We start from the raw sequence: 18,579 nt of genomic DNA, 5'->3' as shown, positions 1-18,579 counted from the left end.
TGCCCGACCGCAGGCTACCGGGCCACCCAGCCACGCTCGTACGCGTGCCAGCCGAGCTGCAGCCGGGTCGTCACCCCGGCCGCCTCCATGAGCCCCTTGACCCGCCGCTGTACCGTCCGCAGGCCGAGCTCCAGGTGCTTGGCCGCGCTCGCGTCCGTCATACCCGCCAGCAGCAGCGAGAGGATCTCCAGATCCGTGGCGTCCGGTACCGTCCCGAACTCCTCCGGCGAACCGGCCGTGCCCAGCCGCAGCGGCAGCGACTCCCGCCACACCGCCTCGAACAGGCCCGTCAGCGACTCCAGGAGCCCGGACGGGTGCACCACCAGCGCCGCCGGCTCCGCGCCGCGCCCCGTCAGCGGGACGATGGCGCGGGTCCGGTCCGCGATCAGCAGCTTCGTCGGGACCTCCGCCGTCACCCGGACTTGCTCGCCCCGGGCCAGTGCCGAGGAGACCTCCCGGATTCCGCCCGGCAGGGCCAGCACCTCCCGCTCGATCACCACCCGGTGGCCGACACCGCCCGCCGAGCCCCGGCCCTCGGCCTCGCCGTCCGGTCCGGTCGGCACCGGGGAGCCTCCGCCGACCAGGGCGCACACCTCCTTCTCCGCGCCGAGCCGGAGCTGGTGGAAGCGGTGCGCCACCGCGCTCGCGCCCTGCACCAGTTCCACGAGGTCGTGCACGGACGGTTCGGACGCCTCCGCCCGGTACTCCTCCGCCAGCCGCGCCGCCGCCGTCTCGGCCTGCTCCAGCTCGTGCCGCTGCCGGGTCAGCAGGGCCCCGAGCGCGACCCCCGGCGGGGCCGCGACCCAGCGCCCCGGCCGGGCCGAGGACCGGGCGGCCAGCCCGTGCCGCTCCAGATGGCGCAGGGCCCGTTCGGTCTGCGGCACCGGCAGGGTCAGCCGGTGCGCGAGGTCGGGGACCTCGGCCGCGCCCAGCGCCACCAGCACGCGGTACGCGGACTCCTGGCCCTCGTCCAGGCCTATGGCACCCAGCAACCCGTCCACCACCCTTTCGACACCGCGCCTGTTGGGAAGCGGCCACGGCGCGAACCCGCCGCCGACATCATCGCCGCATCCCCCTCCCCTCTGCCAAGGTTGTGCCACCACAGCACCAACATCCTTCGATCAGACGCCATTTACGCGGCAGCTTGCCGTGCAATGCAGTGGTTGGCCGGAATTCGCCGGAGGGGAGCGATGTGCCCGGACCGGGCGGGCGTCCACGCCCTGGCCGCCTGGGTGGCCACTCGGAAGGTCGCGCGGATGTGCGAGATGCGCTGATCCGTACGGGTGGGACGGGAGGGGACCACCGGGCCGCGGGCCGGGCGGCCCTTTTCGTGCATTCGGCGTTTTCGGCCCCCACCGCGGGCCGAGAATGAGGGCATGAGTCAGCAGGGCGCGGACGACTGGTGGCAGAAGCTCTACGAGGACCCGGACACGGGCCCGGCACCCGACCCGGGGGACACCCTCGACCACCGGTTCCGGTCGGCGGCCGGTGTCACGGGCGACCCGGTCGGGGCATCGCCTCCCGCGCCGCCGGAGCCGGTACGTGATGCCGGGCTCGGGCAGGGGCGCGGGTCCCTGCCGTCCCCGCGGACCGAACCGGACACCGGCCCACCCGTGCAGCCGCCACTGCCGGACGGCCTCCGTCGGGAACCCGCCCGGCCCCCGACGGCAGGGCCGGTCCCGCCGCCGCGTCCGGCCCCCGACGCCCGGCCCGCGCCCGTGGCCGCCCCGCCCGGCGAGCGGTCCGTACCGCCTCCGACGCCCGCCGCGCCGGCGGCCGGTGACGCACCGGCCGGGCCGCCGGCGCGACCAGCCGTGCCACCCGCCCCGGAAGCCGCCCCGCCCGGCGAGCGGCAGGTCCCGCCGCGGCCCGTCGGCCCCGCACTCGACCAGCCGGCGGTGCAGGTGCCGCTGCCCGGCCGGACGTACGGCCGGCCGCCGGCCGAGACTCCCGACGCACCGGCCGCGACTCCCGACGCACCGGCCGAGACTCCCGACGCACCGGCCGCGACTCCCGACGCTCCGGCCGGGGCGCCCGCCGCGCAGCCGCCCGCCGCGGACGCCGCTGCCCCGCCCGGAGAGCGGTACGCCGCGCCGCCGCCCCCGGCCCCGCCCTGGCACGGGGCCCAGCCGCGCGATCCGCGTACCGGCGGAGCCACCGGCTACGCCCTCGGGGGCGTCGAGGTCCCGCCGGCGCCCGGCCCGGAGCTGCCCACCCGGCCGGCCGGGACACCGCGCCGGGAGGACCGCACCAGGGAGGTGCCGCAGCCCGGGGCCCCGCCCGAACCCGCCGCCCCGCCCGTCCCGGAGGCGGCCGCGCCGCGGCAGCGGCCCGAAGTGCGCCACCTCGGCGACCGCGCCCCCACCTACGCCGCCGAGCCGGGCCCGCTCCCGCCTGCGGATCCGGCCGCACTCGACGCGCTGGTCCCGGACACCGTTCTGGAGGGCGCCCGTTACGGCGCCCACACCCTCCGGGCCGCCTCCCTGCGCGGCGATTCCGCCCGCTACCGGGGCGAGACCCGTCGGGACTTCCTGCTCACCGCCCGCTTCGGAAGCGGCGACGACGCCCTGGTGCTGGTGGCTCTGGCCGGCGGCGACCGGGCCGCTCCGGGCGCCGCGGAGGCCGCCGCCGAACTGTGCCGCACGGTCGCCGCGGCCGTCGGCCGCAGCCAGGGCCGGCTGGCCGACGACATCCGGGCCGGTCGCCGCGACGCGCTGCGCTCGGGCCTGCAGCGGCTCACCGACCGTGGCTACGGACGCCTGCGGGTCCGCGCCGCCGAGCTGGGGCTCGCGGAGGAGCAGTACACGGCGGGACTGCGCGGGCTGCTGCTCCCGGTGGATCCCGAATGCCGCACCCGGGTGTGCTTCGGCGCCGGCGCGGGCGGACTGTTCCGCCTCCGTTCGGGCCAATGGGAGGACCTGGAGCCCATCGGGCCTGCCGCACCCGTGCCTGCCCCCGCGGCCGACGCCACCGAGCCGGCGGACGCGGCGGACGAGCCCGGCAGCGCCTTCCGGTTCCGGGCTTCTGTGGCCCGGCCGGGGGACACCCTGCTGCTGTGCTCGGGCGGGCTGGCGGAGCCGATGCGGGAGGAGGCCGCCCTCCGGGCGGAGCTCGCCGCCCGCTGGGCCGAGCCGGAGCCTCCCGGCCTGGCTGCCTTCCTCGCCGACACCCAGCTTCGCCTCAAGGGGTACGCCGACGACCGCACGGCTGCCGCCGTCTGGGAGGCGTAACCGGCGCGGGCATGGCTGGATGGGAGGCATGGCCAAGCAGAACGTGGCGGAGCAGTTCGTCGGCATCCTGGTGCGCGCCGGGGTGCGGCGGATGTACGGAGTCGTCGGCGACAGCCTCAATCCCGTGGTGGACGCGATCCGCCGGACGGACGGCATCGAGTGGATCCAGGTCCGCCACGAGGAGACCGCAGCCTTCGCGGCAGGTGCCGAGGCCCAGATCACCGGCCGCCTCGCCGCCTGCGCCGGCTCCTGCGGCCCGGGAAACCTGCACCTGATCAACGGGCTGTACGACGCCCAGCGCTCGATGGCACCGGTCCTCGCGCTGGCCTCGCACATCCCCTCCGGCGAGATCGGCCTGGGCTATTTCCAGGAGACCCACCCCGACCAGCTCTTCCGCGAGTGCAGCCACTACAGCGAGCTGATCTCCAACCCGCAGCAGATGCCCCGGCTGCTGCAGAGCGCCGTGCAGCACGCCATCGGCCGCAGCGGGGTCAGCGTGGTCGCGCTTCCCGGGGACATCGCCGCCCGACCCGCCCCGGACAAGGCGGTGGAGCACGCCCTCGTCACCGCCCGGCCCACCGTACGGCCCGGCGACGACGAGATCGAGAAGTTGGTCCGGCTCGTCGACGAGGCCCAGCGGGTCACGCTGTTCTGCGGCAGCGGCACGGCCGGGGCGCACGCCGAGGTGATGGAGTTCGCCGGCCGGGTCAAGGCCCCCGTCGGGCACGCGCTGCGCGGCAAGGAATGGATCCAGTACGACAACCCCTACGACGTCGGGATGAGCGGGCTGCTCGGCTACGGCGCGGCCTACGAGGCCACCCACGAGTGCGACCTGCTGATCCTGCTCGGCACGGACTTCCCGTACAACTCCTTCCTGCCCGACGACGTGAAGATCGTCCAGGTCGACATCCGCCCCGAGCACCTCGGACGGCGTTCCCAGCTGGATCTCGCCGTGTGGGGAGACGTGCGCGAGACCCTGCGCGTCGTGAACGCGCGGGTGAAGGCGAAGACGGACCGCCGCTTCCTGGACCGGATGCTGACGAAGCATGCGGACGCCCTGGAGGGGGTGGTGAAGGCCTACACCCGAAAGGTCGAGAAGCACACGCCGATCCACCCGGAGTACGTGGCCTCGGTGCTCGACGAACTGGCCGACGAGGACGCGGTGTTCACGGTCGACACGGGCATGTGCAATGTGTGGGCGGCGCGCTATCTTTCCCCGAACGGCAAGCGGCGCATCATCGGCTCCTTCAGCCACGGCTCGATGGCCAACGCGCTCCCGCAGGCCATCGGCGCACAGTTCACCGACCGCAGTCGTCAAGTGGTGTCGATGTCCGGCGACGGCGGTTTCTCCATGCTGATGGGAGATTTCCTCACCCTGGTGCAGTACGAACTCCCCGTCAAAGTGGTGCTCTTCAACAACTCATCCCTCGGGATGGTCGAGTTGGAGATGCTGGTTTCCGGCCTGCCCTCCTACGGGACGCGGAACAAGAACCCGGACTTCGCCGCGATCGCCCGCGCGGCGGGCGCCTACGGGGTGCGCGTGGTGAAGCCCAAGCAGCTCAGCGGTGCTTTGAAGGACGCGTTCCGGCATCCGGGACCCGCTCTGGTCGACGTGGTGACCGACCCCGCGGCCCTGTCGATTCCTCCGAAGATCAGCGCCGAGATGGTGACCGGATTCGCACTCTCCGCCAGCAAGATCGTGCTCGACGGCGGGGTGGGGCGAATGATCCAGATGGCTCGATCCAACCTGCGCAACATGCCCCGCCCGTAAGCCCGAAGGAGTGCGGATCCCCCCGGGGGGCATGCATCCCGTAGACCTGTTCGAGAGCAGTGGACACGGGAGGGACACCGCCGTGCGGGTGGGGGCGAAGACGGGGAAGCTGTGGAGCAGAGGGGCGCCGGGGCCGCGCGAGCCGTCCACCGCCGAGGGCGGGGCGGCGGGGGACATGCTGCGCATCAGCCGGAGCGTGCGCCGCGCGGACCTGAAGGCGGTGGGCGAGGTCCGCCGGTCCCTCAGGGAGCTGATGCGCCACCGGTGCGGGAACGAGGCGATGGCCGTGGCCGAACTGCTGATCACGGAGCTGGTCACCAACGCCCTCGTCCACACCGACCGTGGTGCGGAGGTGTCCGCGAGCCTCACGGCCACGCGGTTACGGGTGGAGGTCCGCGACCACGCCGTGCGCCGGCCCCGGCCGTACGTACCGACCGCCGACGACGGTACGCACGGCCGGGGACTGGTACTGGTGGAGGCGCTGGCCGACGACTGGGGCGTGGACCCGCTCGCCCTCGGCGGCGGCAAGGTGGTGTGGTTCGAGCTCGACCTGCGTCGCGAGCTCCCGTACGCCGCAGGACCCGCCTGAACGGGCGGGTCCTGCGGGCTGTCCCCGGGGCCGAGCCCGGGCCCGGTTCAGCCGAACTGCTGCTCCAGGTCCTTCAGTTTGCGCTCCAGCGAGTCCAGCCGGGGGATGGTCTGGGTGTCGTCCTCGGCGGTGAGGTCCACCATCCGGGTCCCGGTCCCATCAAGGGATTCGGTGGGGTTGACGGCCTGCAGGGAGGGCCGGCGGCGTAGCGGCAGCTGTCCCGATTCCGGTATGGCCGGCTCCGCGCCGACCGGCGCGGAGCCCGCTCCCTGCGTCAGTTCCGGGAGCTCCACCTGGCGGCCGCGGGACCGCCCGAACGCCCGGTGCTGCCGTCCCAGCGCCTTGATGCGCGCCCGGTCGAGCCGGTTCTGGTCGCGCCTGCGGTGCCGGTCCTGCTCCCGCTCCTTCTTGTCCTCGCGCACCTCGTCCACGGCCTCGTCCAGGGTGCGCACCCCCTCCAGCAGCATGAGGGACCATGCGCCGAAGGTCTCCCGGGGGGCCCGCAGCCAGCGGACCATCCGGATCTGCGGCAACGGCCGCGGGATCAGGCCCTGTTCGCGCAACGCCGCCCGGCGGGTCTGCTTGAGGGCGCGGTCGAAGAGGACGGCAGCCGAGAGCGACATCCCCGCGAAGAACTGCGGAGCGCCGTCGTGGCCCAGCCCGCGCGGAGCGTGCACCCAGTTGAACCAGGCGGCCGCCCCCGCGAACAGCCAGACCAGCATGCGTGAACCGAGGGCCGCGTCACCGTGGCTGGCTTCGCGGACGGCGAGCACCGAGCAGAACATGGCGGCGCCGTCGAGGCCGAAGGGCACGAGGTACTCCCAGCCCCCGGAGAGGTTGAGGTTCTGCCGGCCGAAGCCGACCAGCCCGTGGAAGGAGAGTGCGGCGGCCACGGCCGCGCAGCAGAAGAGCAGCACGTACGAGGCGGTTCCGTAGACGGCTTCCTTGCGCCGCCGCCGCTCCTCGCTGCGTTCCCAGCTGTCCTCGGCCGCAGCCTTCTCGCTCTCGCGCTTTCCCCGCGCCAAGACCGCAACCGCCGCAAGCACGCCCAGGATCAGCAGACTGCCGGGCAGCAGCCAGTCCAGCGATATGTCGGTCAGTCTCATGCGGATGTCCCTTGCCTCGCGTATGCGGTCGTGCGGCTTTCCGGGCGCCATAGTGGCGCAGCCGGTGCGCCGTGCACGCGGGTTTCGGGGCAAGTGGACGCCATCGGGGGGCGGGGCCCGCCGGATAGGGTGTTGTGTCTCGAACTGACGTCCGCAGCAGTGGAGTTGAGTTCGATTGTGGCCCTCTCTACGGGTGGGTCGGCCTCGTCGCCGCCGCTCGTCGGGCCGACCGTCGCACTCCTGTCGCCGGGCGCGACCCGGTGGGCCGCCGTCCCGGCGTCCGGAGCGTCAGGCGGCCTCGGCCGTGAGGCGGGTGATGCGGTCGGCGTCGCAGGTGCGCGGGCAGGTGACGCAGGTGTCCTCCGGCCGGATCGTGTAGAAGAGGCAGCAACTGGCCCGGTCCCGGGTGGGCAGTTCGACGCCGTCGGGGCCCGGGAGCGTGCGGAATCCGGCGCCCCCGGTGTACGGGGCCGTCGAGCCCGGCAGGAGTGCCTCCAGTTCGGCCGTCGCGCGGCTCTCCTCGCCGAGCACGCGGCCGGCGTACCAGAGGCCTTCGACGACCTCGTCGGTCACCATGCCCCACAGGGCGCGCCGGCCGCGCCGCAGGCGCGGGCCGAAACCCTCCAGCAGCGGTTCGAGGTGCAAGGCGACCGCGGCCCGCACCTCCGCGCGCAGCGCCTCCTCGTCGGGCACGACCCGGGCCCCGGGGAGGTCGGCGGCCGGGTCGTCCGGCAGGCAGGCGAAGCTCCCGACGTGCACGCTCATCCGGCCGAGGGTCCGGTGGAAGGAGACCTCGGCCACCGGGAGTCGGGGGACCCGCCGGTGGAGGAGCCACGGGAGGGTGATCAGCAGGCAGGCCGGCCACGCGTACCGGTGCAGCCCGAAGCCCGCGATCACATCGGGCCGCGCCCTGGTCCCGTAGTCCCGCAGGACCTGGGTGTCGTCCCAGGCGAGGAAGGCGTCCAGGGCGGGCCCGCCGGCCGCGAGCTCGTCCGCGCCGACCCACCCCGCACCGCGTGGGGAGGGTTCGTGCGCGGCCCGCTCGATGACGCGCAGCCCGCCGTACACGTCGGCCAGTCGGGCGTAGGCGTCCGCCACCGCGGAGCCGGGCGGGGCGGGGGTCGGCGCCGGGAGGGCCGGGACGGTCATGGCGGGCCACCGATCACACGATCGTTAACAGGTAAGCCTTACCTTACCTGACTGGAGGGGGTGCGAACGGCCCCTCGCGCGGTGCGTCACCTATTCTCGGGACAGGTCGAGACCCGGATGAGGAGGACCGCGTGCGCGAAACGGCCCACCCCCGGGTACCGGCACAACAGCGGAAGGTATTGCGCCATTCGGTGCGCGGGCAGGTCCTCGACGCCCTGCGCGCGGCCCTGGTCGACGGGGAGCTCGTACCGGGGGAGATCTACTCCGGCCCGGCGCTGGGGGAGCGCTTCGGCGTCTCCGCGACCCCCGTGCGCGAGGCGATGCAGCAGCTGGCCGTCGAGGGAGCGGTGGAATGCCTCCCGAACCGGGGCTTCCGCGTCCTGTCGCGCACCCCGCGGGAACGCGCCGAACTGGCCGAGGTTCGGGCACTGCTCGAAGTCCCGGTCATGCTGCGACTGGCCCGTACCGTGCCCGAAGCCACCTGGCAGGCCCTGCGCCCGGCCGTCGCCGCCACGGCCGAGGCGGCGGCCGGGGGCGACGTGCCGGGTTACGCGGAGGCGGACCGGGCCTTCCACCGGGCGGTGCTCCGGCTGGCCGGCAACGACCAGCTGGTGCAGGTGGCGGAGGAACTCCACCGCCGGGCCCAGTGGCCCCTACCGGGCGCCCCGAGGGTCCGGCAGGCCGACCTCGTCGCGGACGCGGCCGAGCACGCGGCCCTGCTGGAGGCCCTGATCGCCCGTGACCTCCCGGTGGTGGAATCCCTCGTACGGGAGCACTTCGCCGGAGCCTGACCCCTGGGCCGGCGCGGTACGGACGCCCCGCACCGCGGGCCGGCCGGCGGCCTGCGCGGTCGGACGGGCTACACCGCGGGCGCCGGGTGCAGCTGGTCCGCGAGCCAGGTGGGGATGCCGCCCAGCAGGTGGAACAGCCGGCGGGCCTCCGCGCGCAGCCGGGTGGCCTCCGGCTCCGGCTCGGCCTCGGCCAGCGCCGCCAGCGCCGGAGCCGTGCCGATCAGGAACCCCAGGTCCTCCCGGATCCGCAGCGACTCCGCGAACCCCTCGCGGGCCTCGGCCACCTCGCCGTCCCGCAGGGCCAGCGCGGCCAGGTGTCGGAAGGTGAACGACAGCAGCAGGGTGTCCCCGTGTGCCTCGGCCCCCGCGTGGGCGCGCCGGTAGGCCGGCCGCGCCGACTGCGGGGCGTCCGCGAGGTGCTCGGCCACCAGGCCGCGGCGGAAATCCAGCAGCGGACGGGTCCGGGAGCCCGGTGACAGCAGGGCGGCCGCCCGGCCCAGCGCGGAGCGGGCCTCGTCGGCCCGGTCGCGCACGCCCAGTACGGTCGCGGCGTAGGCCAGCTGGCCCCGCTCGCACGCCGCCGCGCCCCGGTCGTCGTCGTCCTGGGCGACCGCCTCGGCGACCCGGAGCGCGTCCTCGGCCTCCGCCCAGCCCTGGCCCGTGAACAGACAGCGCTCCACCAGCAGCGCGGTGCGCTGCACGGCGGCGGCAGCCTGGCCCGCCCCGCCGACGCGGGGCGTCAGCAGCGCCGCCGCGTCGGTCCAACAGCCGCGCGAACGCAGCCGCCATATCGCCCGCTGGAGGGGGTCGTCCCCCCCGGTGGAACCGGCACCCGACATGGCGGTGTCCGCCACATTGCCCTCCCCAAAGCAATCAAGCAGCACATGGTTGAGCCCTGGGGCGAAATGAGAGCACGGATCGCGGGCTCCGGCCAAGGGGTCGGGTGAACTCTTTCACAAAGTCCGGACGGATCATCAGCGCCGCCCGCCGCGCCGCGGCGGGCGGCGGAGCGGATCTCCTCAGCTCATGCGCAGTGCCAGGAAGAAATCGAGCTTGTCCTCCAGCCGGGAGAGGTCCCGCCCCGTCAACTGCTCGATTCGCCCGACCCGGTAGCGCAGCGTGTTGACGTGCAGGTGCAGGCGGGTCGCGCAGCGGGTCCAGGAGCCGTCGCAGTCGAGGAAGGCCTCCAGGGTCGGGATGAGCTCCGCCCGGTGGCGCCGGTCGTAGTCGCGCAGCGGGTCCAGCAGTCGGGCGGTGAAGGCGCGGCGCACGTCGTCCGGCACGAACGGCAGCAGCAGCACGTGCGAGGCGAGCTCGTGGTGGCCCGCCGCGCAGACCCGGCCCGGCCGGGCCGCCGCGACCCGGCGGGCGTGCCGGGCCTCCTCCAGCGCCCCGCGCAGCCCTTCGGCGGAGTGCACGGCCGCGCTGACGCCCAGCGTGAGCCGGCCGTCGTCGGCCAGGCCGGCCGCCAGGGGGTCCCGTACGGTCGCCAGCAGCTCGTCGGCGTGCAGGGCCGAATCCGGTCCCTTGTCCTCACCGGCGTCCCCGGACAGCGACGGGAGCGGCACCAGCGCGATGGCCTCGTCACCCGCGTGGGCCACCGCGATCCGGTCGGAAGGCTCCGGGCCCGAGACCGAGGGGTCGACGAGGATCTCCTCCAGGAGCGACTGGGCGACCGGGCCGCCGGGGATGTCCCCACTGTCCCAGTCCACCCGGGCCACCACGACCTGCCAGTGCGGTGCGGCACCCAGCCCGGGCAGCAGCACCGGGGCCGCGACCCGCAGACGGGCGGCGATCTCGGCGGGCGCGGCACCCGTCTGGACCAGCTCCAGGACCTCCTGCGCGAGGCGGCGGCGCACGGTCCGGGCGGCGTCGCGCCGGTCGCGTTCCACGGCGATCAGCTGGGTGACGCCCTGCAGCAGGTCCAGGCGCTCGGCCGGCCAGTCGCCGGCGTCCGCCTCGACGGCCAGCAGCCAGTCGGACAGCACGGTCTCGCGCACGTCGCGGGCGGCCGGGCCGGCCGCGCCGCGGCCGTGTCCCCTGATCGGGAAGAGCGAGTAGGTAATACCCTGGATGGAGATCCGGTGCGGTCCCCTGCGGCCCGTCCGGACCGCCGCGAGGTGCTCGCCCGCCAGCGCTGCGCAGATGCCCGGCGCCAGCGGCTCTCCCGCTCCGGCGATCTGCCGGCCGGTGGGGGACAGGACCCAGGCCCGGAGGTCGAGGTCGGTGGTGAGGAGATCCAGCACCACATCGGGTCCGCCTCCTGCCGGACCCGATGTCATCAGGCGGCGGTGGCGGTCCACGACGGCCGCCAGGTCCCCGGCACGCTCGCCCGAGACCTGCCGCACGACGTATTCCGTGATCGTGGCGAATGCAACGTCCTCGTTCACTGCGAACAGCGGCAGCCGGTTGCGCACACAGGCCGAAACGAGATCGTCCGGGATGTCGCCCAGCTCCGCCTCGCCCGCCGCCAGCCCCGCGACGCCGGCGCCCGCGAGGATTCGTACGAACGGCTCGGAGTCGGCCGAATTTCGCCGCCACGCCAGGCCGGTGAGGACCAGTTCGCCCCCGGACAGGTACCGGCTGGGATCACGCAGGTCGGTCGTCATGACCCCGCGGACCGTACGGTCGAGTTCGTCCTCGCCGCCGAGCAGCCGCAGCCCCAGCGCCTCGGTCTCCAGCAGTGCGCGCAGCCGCATGATGTCGCCGCCGATCTGTCTCGAATGTTGCCGTTGGAAATCGGGCAGGTCGTCGCATCCTGCCTTTCATACGAATCTACAAGACGAGGGAGGCCGTCAGCCAACTCCTTCATGGTTTCGGTGACTGCACCCGGGGGACGGGCGGCTTGTGTACTGAGTCCACACCGCGTTAACAGCACGTGAACGACCAGTCGAGGGCCATTGGGCCTCCTGGCTTGAAGTGAACGACCCGATTAAGAAGAAGAGAGCCGACATGGACTTCCTTCGCCCCGCCAGCTGGGAGGAGGCGCTCGCCGCTAAGGCCGAGTACCCCACAGCTGTGCCGATTGCGGGTGGCACCGACATCATGGTCGAGATCAACTTCGACCACCGCCGTCCGGAGTACCTCCTCGACCTCAACCGCATCGAGCTGCTGCGGGAGTGGGAGGTAGGCGAGGAGGTCACCACGCTCGGCGCCTCCGTCCCGTACACCCAGATCATGGAGAACCTGCGGCCCACCCTGCCGGGTCTCGCGCTCGCCTCGCACACGGTCGCGTCCCCGCAGATCCGCAACCGCGGTGGTGTCGGCGGCAACCTCGGCTGCGCCTCGCCCGCCGGTGACTCCCACCCCGCCCTGCTGGCCGCCGGCTGCGAGGTCGAGGTCGAGTCCGTACGCGGCTCGCGCATGATCCCGATCGACGAGTTCTACACCGGCGTCAAGCGCAATGCGCTGGCCGCCGACGAGCTCATCAAGACGGTCCACATCAAGAACGCCACGGGCCCCCAGCAGTACTCGAAGGTCGGCACCCGCAACGCGATGGTCATCGCGGTGTGCGGTTTCGGCCTCGCCCTGCACGCCGACACCCGCACCGTGCGTACGGGCATCGGTTCGGCCGCCCCGACCCCGGTCCGGGCCAAGGCCGCCGAGGAGTTCCTCGACGCCGCGCTCGAAGAGGGCGGTTTCTGGGACAACGGCAAGGTCATCACCCCGTCGATCGCCAAGCAGTTCGGTGAGCTCGCCTCCGCGGCGTGCAACCCGATCGACGACGTCCGTGGCACGGCGAAGTACCGCCGTCACGCGGTCGGCATCCTCGCTCGCCGCCAGCTCGTCTGGACCTGGGAGCAGTACCGCGGCACGAACGGCCGCTCGCTTGAAGGGGCTGCGTAATCATGCGCGTCAATTTCACCGTCAACGGTCGTCCGCAGGAAGCCGACGACGTCTGGGAGGGCGAGTCCCTTCTCTACGTGCTGCGTGAGCGCCTGGGTCTTCCCGGCTCCAAGAACGCCTGCGAGCAGGGCGAGTGCGGTTCGTGCACGGTGCGCCTCGACGGCGTGCCGGTCTGTTCCTGTCTGGTGGCCGCCGGCCAGGTCGAGGGCCGCGAGGTCGTGACCGTCGAGGGTCTGGCCGATTTCGCCAAGCAGCGCGAGGAGCACGGCCACGGCTGCGGCACCGGCGCGTGCGGCGGCGGCAAGGGCGTGTCCACGGACGAGGCCAAGCAGTGGTCCGCCAAGGGCACCGACTCGCAGACCGGTGAGGGCGTCGAGCTCTCCAGCATCCAGCAGGCGTTCATCGACGCCGGCGCCGTCCAGTGCGGCTTCTGCACCCCGGGTCTGCTGGTCCAGGCCGACGCCCTCCTGGAGCAGAACGCCGACCCGTCCGACCAGGACATCCGTGAGGCCCTGTCCGGCAACCTCTGCCGCTGCACGGGCTACGAGAAGATCCTCGACGCGGTCCGCCTCGCGGCCGCCCGTCAGGGAGAGGCGGTCTGATCATGGCTCAGAACACCCGCACCGTGGGTACGCCGACGAACGTCACCCAGAAGCACAACAAGGGCGGCATCGGCGAGTCCACGCTGCGCCCGGACGGCACCCTGAAGGTCACCGGCGAGTTCGCGTACTCCTCGGACATGTGGCACGAGGACATGCTGTGGGGCCAGACCCTGCGCAGCACCGTCGCCCACGCCGAGATCGTCTCCATCGACATCTCCGAGGCGCTGGCCATGCCGGGCGTCTACTCGGTGCTGACGTACGACGACCTGCCGGCCGCGATGAAGAACTACGGCCTGGAGATCCAGGACACCCCGGTCCTCGCCAACGGCCGGGTACGCCACCACGGTGAGCCGGTCGCCCTCGTCGCCGCCGACCACCCGGAGACCGCCCGCCGCGCGGCCGCCAAGATCAAGATCGACTACAAGGAGCTGCCGCTCGTCACGGACGAGGCCTCCGCCCTCGCCGCCGACGCGCCGCTGATCCACCCGGGCCGCGACGACCACCACGCCGGTCACGTCCCGCACCCGAACATCGTGCACCGCCAGCCGATCATCCGCGGCGACGTGGCGGAGGCCCGCAAGCGCGCCGACGTCATCGTCGAGGGCGAGTACACCTTCGGCATGCAGGACCAGGCCTTCCTCGGCCCGGAGTCCGGTCTCGCCGTGCCCTCCGAGGACGGCGGTGTCGACCTCTACGTCGCCACCCAGTGGCTGCACTCGGACCTCAAGCAGATCGCCCCCGTCCTCGGCCTGCCCGAGGAGAAGGTACGCATGACGCTCTCCGGCGTCGGCGGTGCCTTCGGCGGCCGCGAGGACATCTCCATGCAGATCCACGCCTGCCTGCTGGCCCTCGCGACCAACAAGCCGGTCAAGATCGTCTACAACCGCTTCGAGTCCTTCTTCGGCCACGTGCACCGCCACCCGGCGAAGCTCTGGTACGAGCACGGTGCCACCAAGGACGGCAAGATCACGCACATGAAGTGCAGGATCGTGCTCGACGGCGGTGCGTACGCCTCGGCCTCCCCGGCCGTCGTCGGCAACGCGTCCTCCCTCTCCGTCGGCCCGTACGTCATCGACGACGTCGACATCGAGGCGGTCGCCCTCTACACGAACAACCCGCCCTGCGGCGCGATGCGCGGCTTCGGCGCCGTCCAGGCCTGCTTCGCCTATGAGGCCCAGATGGACAAGCTCGCGGCGAAGCTGGGCATGGACCCGGTCGAGTTCCGCCAGCTGAACGCCATGGAGATGGGCACGATCATGCCCACCGGCCAGGTCGTGGACTCCCCGGCGCCGGTCGCCGAGCTGCTGCGCCGGGTCAAGGCCCGCCCGCTGCCGCCGGAGCGCCAGTGGGAGACCGCAGGCGAGGGCGCGGACGTCCGCGCGCTGCCGGGCGGCCTGTCGAACACCACCCACGGCGAGGGCGTCGTCCGCGGCGTCGGCTACGCGGTCGGCATCAAGAACGTCGGCTTCTCCGAGGGCTTCGACGACTACTCCACCGCGCGCGTCCGCCTGGAAGTCATCAACGGCGAGCCCGTCGCGATGGTCCACACGGCGATGGCGGAGGTCGGCCAGGGCGGTGTCACCGTCCACGCACAGATCGCCCGCACCGAGCTCGGCGTCACCCAGGTGACCATCCACCCGGCCGACACGCAGGTCGGCTCCGCCGGTTCCACGTCCGCCTCGCGGCAGACGTACATGACCGGTGGCGCCGTGAAGAACACCTGCGAGCACGTCCGCGAGGCGCTGCTGGAGATGGGCCGCCGCAAGAACGGCTCCTACCACCCGGCCTGGGCCCACGCCGAGCTCCTCCTGGAGGGCGGCAAGGTCGTCACCGACGGCGGCGAGGTCCTCGCGGACATCGCCGACATCCTGGAGGACGAGGCGATCGACCTCGAGCTGGAGTTCCGCCACCGTCCGACGGTGGCCTTCGACCTGAAGACCGGCCAGGGCGACGGCCACGTCCAGTACACCTTCGCCGCCCACCGTGCGGTCGTCGAGGTGGACACCGAGCTCGGCCTGGTCAAGGTCGTCGAGCTCGCGACCGCCCAGGACGTGGGCAAGGCCCTCAACATGCTCTCCGTGGTCGGCCAGATCCAGGGTGGTACCACCCAGGGCCTCGGCGTGGCGGTCATGGAGGAGATCATCGTGGACCCGAAGACCGCGAAGGTGCGCAACCCCTCCTTCACGGACTACCTGATCCCGACCATCCTCGACACCCCGACCATCCCGGTCGACGTCCTGGAGCTCGCCGACCCGAACGCGCCGTACGGCCTTCGCGGTCTGGGCGAGGCCCCGACCCTGTCGTCCACCCCGGCCGTCCTCGCGGCGATCCGGCAGGCGACGGGGCTGGAGCTCAACAAGACCCCGATCCGTCCGGAAGCCCTCACCGGGACCCTCTAGGACGGACCCGGTCCGGGGGCCGCGAGGCCCCCGGACCCCCTCGGACTCTCCGGGCGGTGTGACTCGGGAACGTCACACTTCACCGCCGCACCGCCCGGAGCACCTACGAAGCACCGCACCGCTCGCGGTCCCTTCAGCCGGCAGTACCCCTGCGAAACCCCCCGTAGTACCAGCGGTCACCCCGCACTACCCGCAGTACACGCAGTGAACATTCGCGTCGCCTCGGGCCGTCACCCCGGGTCGTGCAGCCAAACGCACCATCCCAAATCCCGCAATCTCCAATCCCCAAGCGGGTGCCCCTTTGAACCTTGGGAGTTAGGCACCATGACCCAGTCGTCAGTGGAGTCCAAGACCACCGCGGAGGAAGCCGGAGACGGCTCCCCCACTCCGGCGGGCAGCTCTTGGCTCGACCGCTACTTTCACATAACCCACAGAGGATCCAACGTCGGCAACGAGGTTCGTGGCGGTATCACGACCTTCATGGCCATGGCGTACATCCTCCTGCTCAACCCGCTGCTCCTGTCGGGCAAGGACGTCGCCGGCACGTCGATGCAGGCCTCGGCCATCATCACCGCCACGGCGTTCGCGGCGGCCGTCACGACGCTCCTCATGGGCTTCGTCGGCAAGGTCCCGCTGGCCCTCGCCGCCGGACTCTCCGTCTCCGGCGTGCTCGCCTCGCAGGTGGCCCCCCAGATGACCTGGCCGCAGGCCATGGGCATGTGCGTGGTCTACGGTGTCGTGATCTGTCTCCTGGTCGTCACCGGCCTCCGAGAGATGATCATGAATGCGATCCCCCTCGCGCTCAAGCACGCGATCACCATGGGCATCGGCATGTTCGTCGCCCTGATCGGCCTGGTGAAGGCCGGCTTCGTCGGCCGCGGGCCCGAGCAGGGCCCCCCGCTGCAGCTCGGCTCGGTCGGTGAGCTCGCCGGCTGGCCCGTCCTGATCTTCTGCCTCACCCTGCTCGCGATCTTCATGCTGCAGGCCCGCAAGATCCCCGGCGCGATCCTGATCGGCATCGTCGGCGGCACCGTCGTCGCGGCCATCGTGAACGCCGTCGCGAACATCGACCCCAAGGCCTGGCGCAGCGGCCCGCCGGAGCTGTCCGGCTCCGCGGTCTCGATGCCCGACTTCTCGCTCTTCGGCGACGTCTCGTTCGGCGGCTGGGGCGACGTCGGCTACATGACGGTCGGCATGATCGTCTTCACCCTGGTGCTGGCGGGCTTCTTCGACGCGATGGCCACCATCATCGGTGTCGGCACCGAGGCCAAGCTGGCCGACGACAAGGGCCGCATGCCGGGCCTGTCCAAGGCACTCTTCATCGACGGCGCCGGCGGCGCCATCGGCGGCGTCTCGGGCGGCTCCGGCCAGACGGTGTTCGTCGAGTCCGCGACCGGTGTCGGCGAGGGTGCCCGCACGGGTCTCGCCTCGGTCGTGACCGGCCTGTTCTTCGCGGCCTGCCTCTTCTTCACCCCGATCACGCAGATCGTCCCGGGTGAGGTCGCCTCGGCGGCCCTGGTGGTCATCGGCGCGATGATGATGCAGAACGCCCGCCACGTGGACTGGGCCGACAGCGCGACGGCGATCCCGGTCTTCCTGACCGTCGTGATCATGCCGTTCACCTACTCGATCACGGCCGGCGTCGCCGCCGGTGTGCTCTCCTACGTCGCCATCAAGGTCGCTCAGGGCAAGGCCCGGGAGATCGGCGGCTTCATGTGGGCGCTGACCGGCATCTTCGTCGTCTTCTTCGCCCTGCACCCGATCGAGGGCTGGCTCGGGGTCGGCTGATCCCGGGCACGGACGGTCCGGGTCGCCCGCCGACCCGGACCGTCCGCTCCGCAGTGAAACCGCACCTGCGCGTACCCGATACTGGAACCGAATCCTCCGAGGAGGCCGCACATGCTGGACATCGCCGACGAGCTGAACCGGTGGGTACGGCAGGGACGTGACTTCGCCGTCGCGACGGTCGTGGCGGTCGGCGGCAGCGCGCCCCGGCAGCCCGGTGCCGCCCTCGCCGTCGACAGCGAGGGCACGGCCATCGGCTCGGTCTCCGGCGGGTGTGTGGAGGGTGCGGTGTACGAGCTGTGCCGGCAGGCGCTGGAGGACGGCGAGACCGTTCAGGAGCGCTTCGGCTACAGCGACGACGATGCCTTCGCGGTGGGGCTGACCTGCGGTGGGATCATCGACATCCTGGTCACCCCGGTTCCTGCGGGCTCGCCCGCGCGCGCGGTGTTCGAGGCCGCGCTGGCCGCCGCCTCCCGCGGCGAGGCCGCCGCGCTGGCCCGGGTGGCCGAGGGGCCGGCCGAGCTGAAGGGCCGCGCCGTGCTCGTCCGTACCGAGGGGCCCTTCGAGGGTGGCCTCGGCGGACACCCGGAGCTGGACCGCACCGTCGCCGAGGAGGCCCGGGCCATGCTGGACGCCGGCCGGACCGGTGTGCTGGAGATCGGCGCCGACGGCGGGCTCTGCGGAGAGCCGCTGAAGGTCCTCGTCGAGGCCAGCGTGCCGCCGCCGCGGATGATCGTCTTCGGCGCCATCGACTTCGCCTCCGCGCTCGTGCGGATCGGCGCCTTCCTCGGCTACCGGGTGACCGTCTGCGATGCGCGGCCCGTCTTCGCGACGAAGAACCGCTTCCCCGAGGCCGACGAGATCGTCGTGGACTGGCCGCACCGCTACCTGGAGAGGACCGAGGTCGACGGCCGGACGGTGTTGTGCGTGCTCACCCACGACGCCAAGTTCGACGTCCCGCTCCTGGAGCTGGCCCTGAGGCTGCCCGTCGCCTACGTCGGGGCCATGGGCTCCCGCCGCACACACGAGGACCGCAATCAGCGGCTGCGCGCCGTCGGCGTCACCGAGCTCGAACTGGCCCGGCTGCGCTCCCCGATCGGCCTCGACCTCGGCGCCCGCTCCCCGGAGGAGACCGCGCTGTCCATCGCCGCGGAGATCGTCGCCAACCGCCGCGGCGGCAGCGGCGCGGCCCTGACCGGCGCGCACATCCCCATCCACCCGGACGCCGCGAACACGGTGGTCGACAGGATCGGCTCCGTCGCTTGAAGGAGTGAGGGCGGAAGGTGAGAAAAGGGCGCACCCCGTGGGGGT

General features: G+C 72.8%; 14 protein-coding genes. 9 read left to right on the top strand and 5 right to left on the bottom strand.

Translation table 11 applies throughout. The features are described 5' to 3' along the window. Window positions 1–14 precede the first annotated feature (14 nt). Window positions 15–992, bottom strand: a complete 978-nt coding sequence (locus AW27_RS06400) for a helix-turn-helix domain-containing protein (protein ID WP_037915463.1) — start codon at window positions 990–992, stop codon at window positions 15–17. Between the two features lie 384 nt (window positions 993–1,376). Between AW27_RS06400 and AW27_RS06395 the strand changes: the two genes are divergently transcribed. From AW27_RS06395 to AW27_RS06385, 3 genes are all read left to right on the top strand, one after another. Continuing rightward, complete coding sequence (locus AW27_RS06395; protein ID WP_304949838.1) at window positions 1,377–3,230, top strand: protein phosphatase 2C domain-containing protein; 1,854 nt, start codon at window positions 1,377–1,379, stop codon at window positions 3,228–3,230. 28 nt (window positions 3,231–3,258) lie between these two features. Next, a complete protein-coding gene (locus tag AW27_RS06390; RefSeq protein WP_037915466.1) occupies window positions 3,259–5,001 on the top strand; it encodes a pyruvate dehydrogenase in 1,743 nt (580 codons plus the stop codon). A 175-nt stretch (window positions 5,002–5,176) separates the two neighbouring features. Beyond that, on the top strand, window positions 5,177–5,590 hold the full coding sequence (locus AW27_RS06385) for an ATP-binding protein (protein WP_172671269.1): 414 nt from the start codon (window positions 5,177–5,179) through the stop codon (window positions 5,588–5,590). 47 nt (window positions 5,591–5,637) lie between these two features. On the opposite strand, the gene AW27_RS06380 is transcribed toward AW27_RS06385, so the two are convergent. Together AW27_RS06380 and AW27_RS06375 are read right to left on the bottom strand one after the other, a co-directional pair. Further along, complete coding sequence (locus AW27_RS06380) at window positions 5,638–6,696, bottom strand: DUF2637 domain-containing protein (protein ID WP_037915469.1); 1,059 nt, start codon at window positions 6,694–6,696, stop codon at window positions 5,638–5,640. A gap of 288 nt (window positions 6,697–6,984) precedes the next feature. Then, window positions 6,985–7,845, bottom strand: a complete 861-nt coding sequence (locus tag AW27_RS06375) for a (2Fe-2S)-binding protein (protein WP_037915472.1) — start codon at window positions 7,843–7,845, stop codon at window positions 6,985–6,987. Window positions 7,846–7,976: 131 nt separating this feature from the next. Between AW27_RS06375 and AW27_RS06370 the strand changes: the two genes are divergently transcribed. Beyond that, window positions 7,977–8,636, top strand: a complete 660-nt coding sequence (locus tag AW27_RS06370) for a GntR family transcriptional regulator (RefSeq protein ID WP_052029999.1) — start codon at window positions 7,977–7,979, stop codon at window positions 8,634–8,636. Window positions 8,637–8,704: 68 nt separating this feature from the next. Here AW27_RS06370 and AW27_RS06365 read toward each other — a convergent pair whose 3' ends face one another. Both AW27_RS06365 and AW27_RS06360 read right to left on the bottom strand, forming a co-directional pair. After that, window positions 8,705–9,490, bottom strand: coding sequence for a hypothetical protein (locus AW27_RS06365; RefSeq protein WP_037915477.1), 786 nt, complete (start codon window positions 9,488–9,490; stop codon window positions 8,705–8,707). A gap of 165 nt (window positions 9,491–9,655) precedes the next feature. Further along, window positions 9,656–11,335, bottom strand: a complete 1,680-nt coding sequence (locus AW27_RS06360; RefSeq protein WP_037915480.1) for a PucR family transcriptional regulator — start codon at window positions 11,333–11,335, stop codon at window positions 9,656–9,658. A gap of 253 nt (window positions 11,336–11,588) precedes the next feature. On the opposite strand from AW27_RS06360, the gene AW27_RS06355 reads away from it, so the two are divergent. The 5 genes from AW27_RS06355 to AW27_RS06335 all read left to right on the top strand — a co-directional run bounded on the left by AW27_RS06355 (window position 11,589) and on the right by AW27_RS06335 (window position 18,534). Further along, window positions 11,589–12,482, top strand: coding sequence for an FAD binding domain-containing protein (locus tag AW27_RS06355; RefSeq protein ID WP_037915483.1), 894 nt, complete (start codon window positions 11,589–11,591; stop codon window positions 12,480–12,482). Window positions 12,483–12,484: 2 nt separating this feature from the next. Beyond that, window positions 12,485–13,084 (top strand): (2Fe-2S)-binding protein, encoded by a 600-nt coding sequence (locus tag AW27_RS06350; protein WP_037915486.1) that lies wholly within the window; start codon window positions 12,485–12,487, stop codon window positions 13,082–13,084. 2 nt (window positions 13,085–13,086) lie between these two features. Further along, window positions 13,087–15,483, top strand: a complete 2,397-nt coding sequence (gene pucD, locus AW27_RS06345; protein ID WP_037915489.1) for a xanthine dehydrogenase subunit D — start codon at window positions 13,087–13,089, stop codon at window positions 15,481–15,483. A 324-nt stretch (window positions 15,484–15,807) separates the two neighbouring features. Next, window positions 15,808–17,271 carry an NCS2 family permease gene (locus tag AW27_RS06340; protein ID WP_037915492.1) on the top strand — a complete coding sequence of 488 codons (1,464 nt, stop codon included), beginning with the start codon at window positions 15,808–15,810 and terminating at the stop codon, window positions 17,269–17,271. Between the two features lie 111 nt (window positions 17,272–17,382). Continuing rightward, window positions 17,383–18,534, top strand: coding sequence for an XdhC family protein (locus AW27_RS06335; protein WP_037915495.1), 1,152 nt, complete (start codon window positions 17,383–17,385; stop codon window positions 18,532–18,534). Window positions 18,535–18,579 lie beyond the last annotated feature (45 nt).

Source organism: Streptomyces sp. PCS3-D2, assembly GCF_000612545.2.
Classification (GTDB): domain Bacteria; phylum Actinomycetota; class Actinomycetes; order Streptomycetales; family Streptomycetaceae; genus Streptomyces.
The sequence above is the reverse complement of the archived record's forward strand: the minus strand, read 5'-3'. Positions and strand labels throughout refer to the sequence as shown.

Coding starts and splice junctions, on each gene's coding strand:
- pucD (WP_037915489.1), top strand. CDS start 13,087: ATGGCTCAGAACACCCGCACCGTGGGTACGCCGACGAACGTCACCCAG.
- AW27_RS06385 (WP_172671269.1), top strand. CDS start 5,177: ATGCTGCGCATCAGCCGGAGCGTGCGCCGCGCGGACCTGAAGGCGGTG.
- AW27_RS06355 (WP_037915483.1), top strand. CDS start 11,589: ATGGACTTCCTTCGCCCCGCCAGCTGGGAGGAGGCGCTCGCCGCTAAG.
- AW27_RS06375 (WP_037915472.1), bottom strand. CDS start 7,845: ATGACCGTCCCGGCCCTCCCGGCGCCGACCCCCGCCCCGCCCGGCTCC.
- AW27_RS06380 (WP_037915469.1), bottom strand. CDS start 6,696: ATGAGACTGACCGACATATCGCTGGACTGGCTGCTGCCCGGCAGTCTG.
- AW27_RS06335 (WP_037915495.1), top strand. CDS start 17,383: ATGCTGGACATCGCCGACGAGCTGAACCGGTGGGTACGGCAGGGACGT.
- AW27_RS06340 (WP_037915492.1), top strand. CDS start 15,808: ATGACCCAGTCGTCAGTGGAGTCCAAGACCACCGCGGAGGAAGCCGGA.
- AW27_RS06360 (WP_037915480.1), bottom strand. CDS start 11,335: ATGCGGCTGCGCGCACTGCTGGAGACCGAGGCGCTGGGGCTGCGGCTG.
- AW27_RS06350 (WP_037915486.1), top strand. CDS start 12,485: ATGCGCGTCAATTTCACCGTCAACGGTCGTCCGCAGGAAGCCGACGAC.
- AW27_RS06390 (WP_037915466.1), top strand. CDS start 3,259: ATGGCCAAGCAGAACGTGGCGGAGCAGTTCGTCGGCATCCTGGTGCGC.
- AW27_RS06395 (WP_304949838.1), top strand. CDS start 1,377: ATGAGTCAGCAGGGCGCGGACGACTGGTGGCAGAAGCTCTACGAGGAC.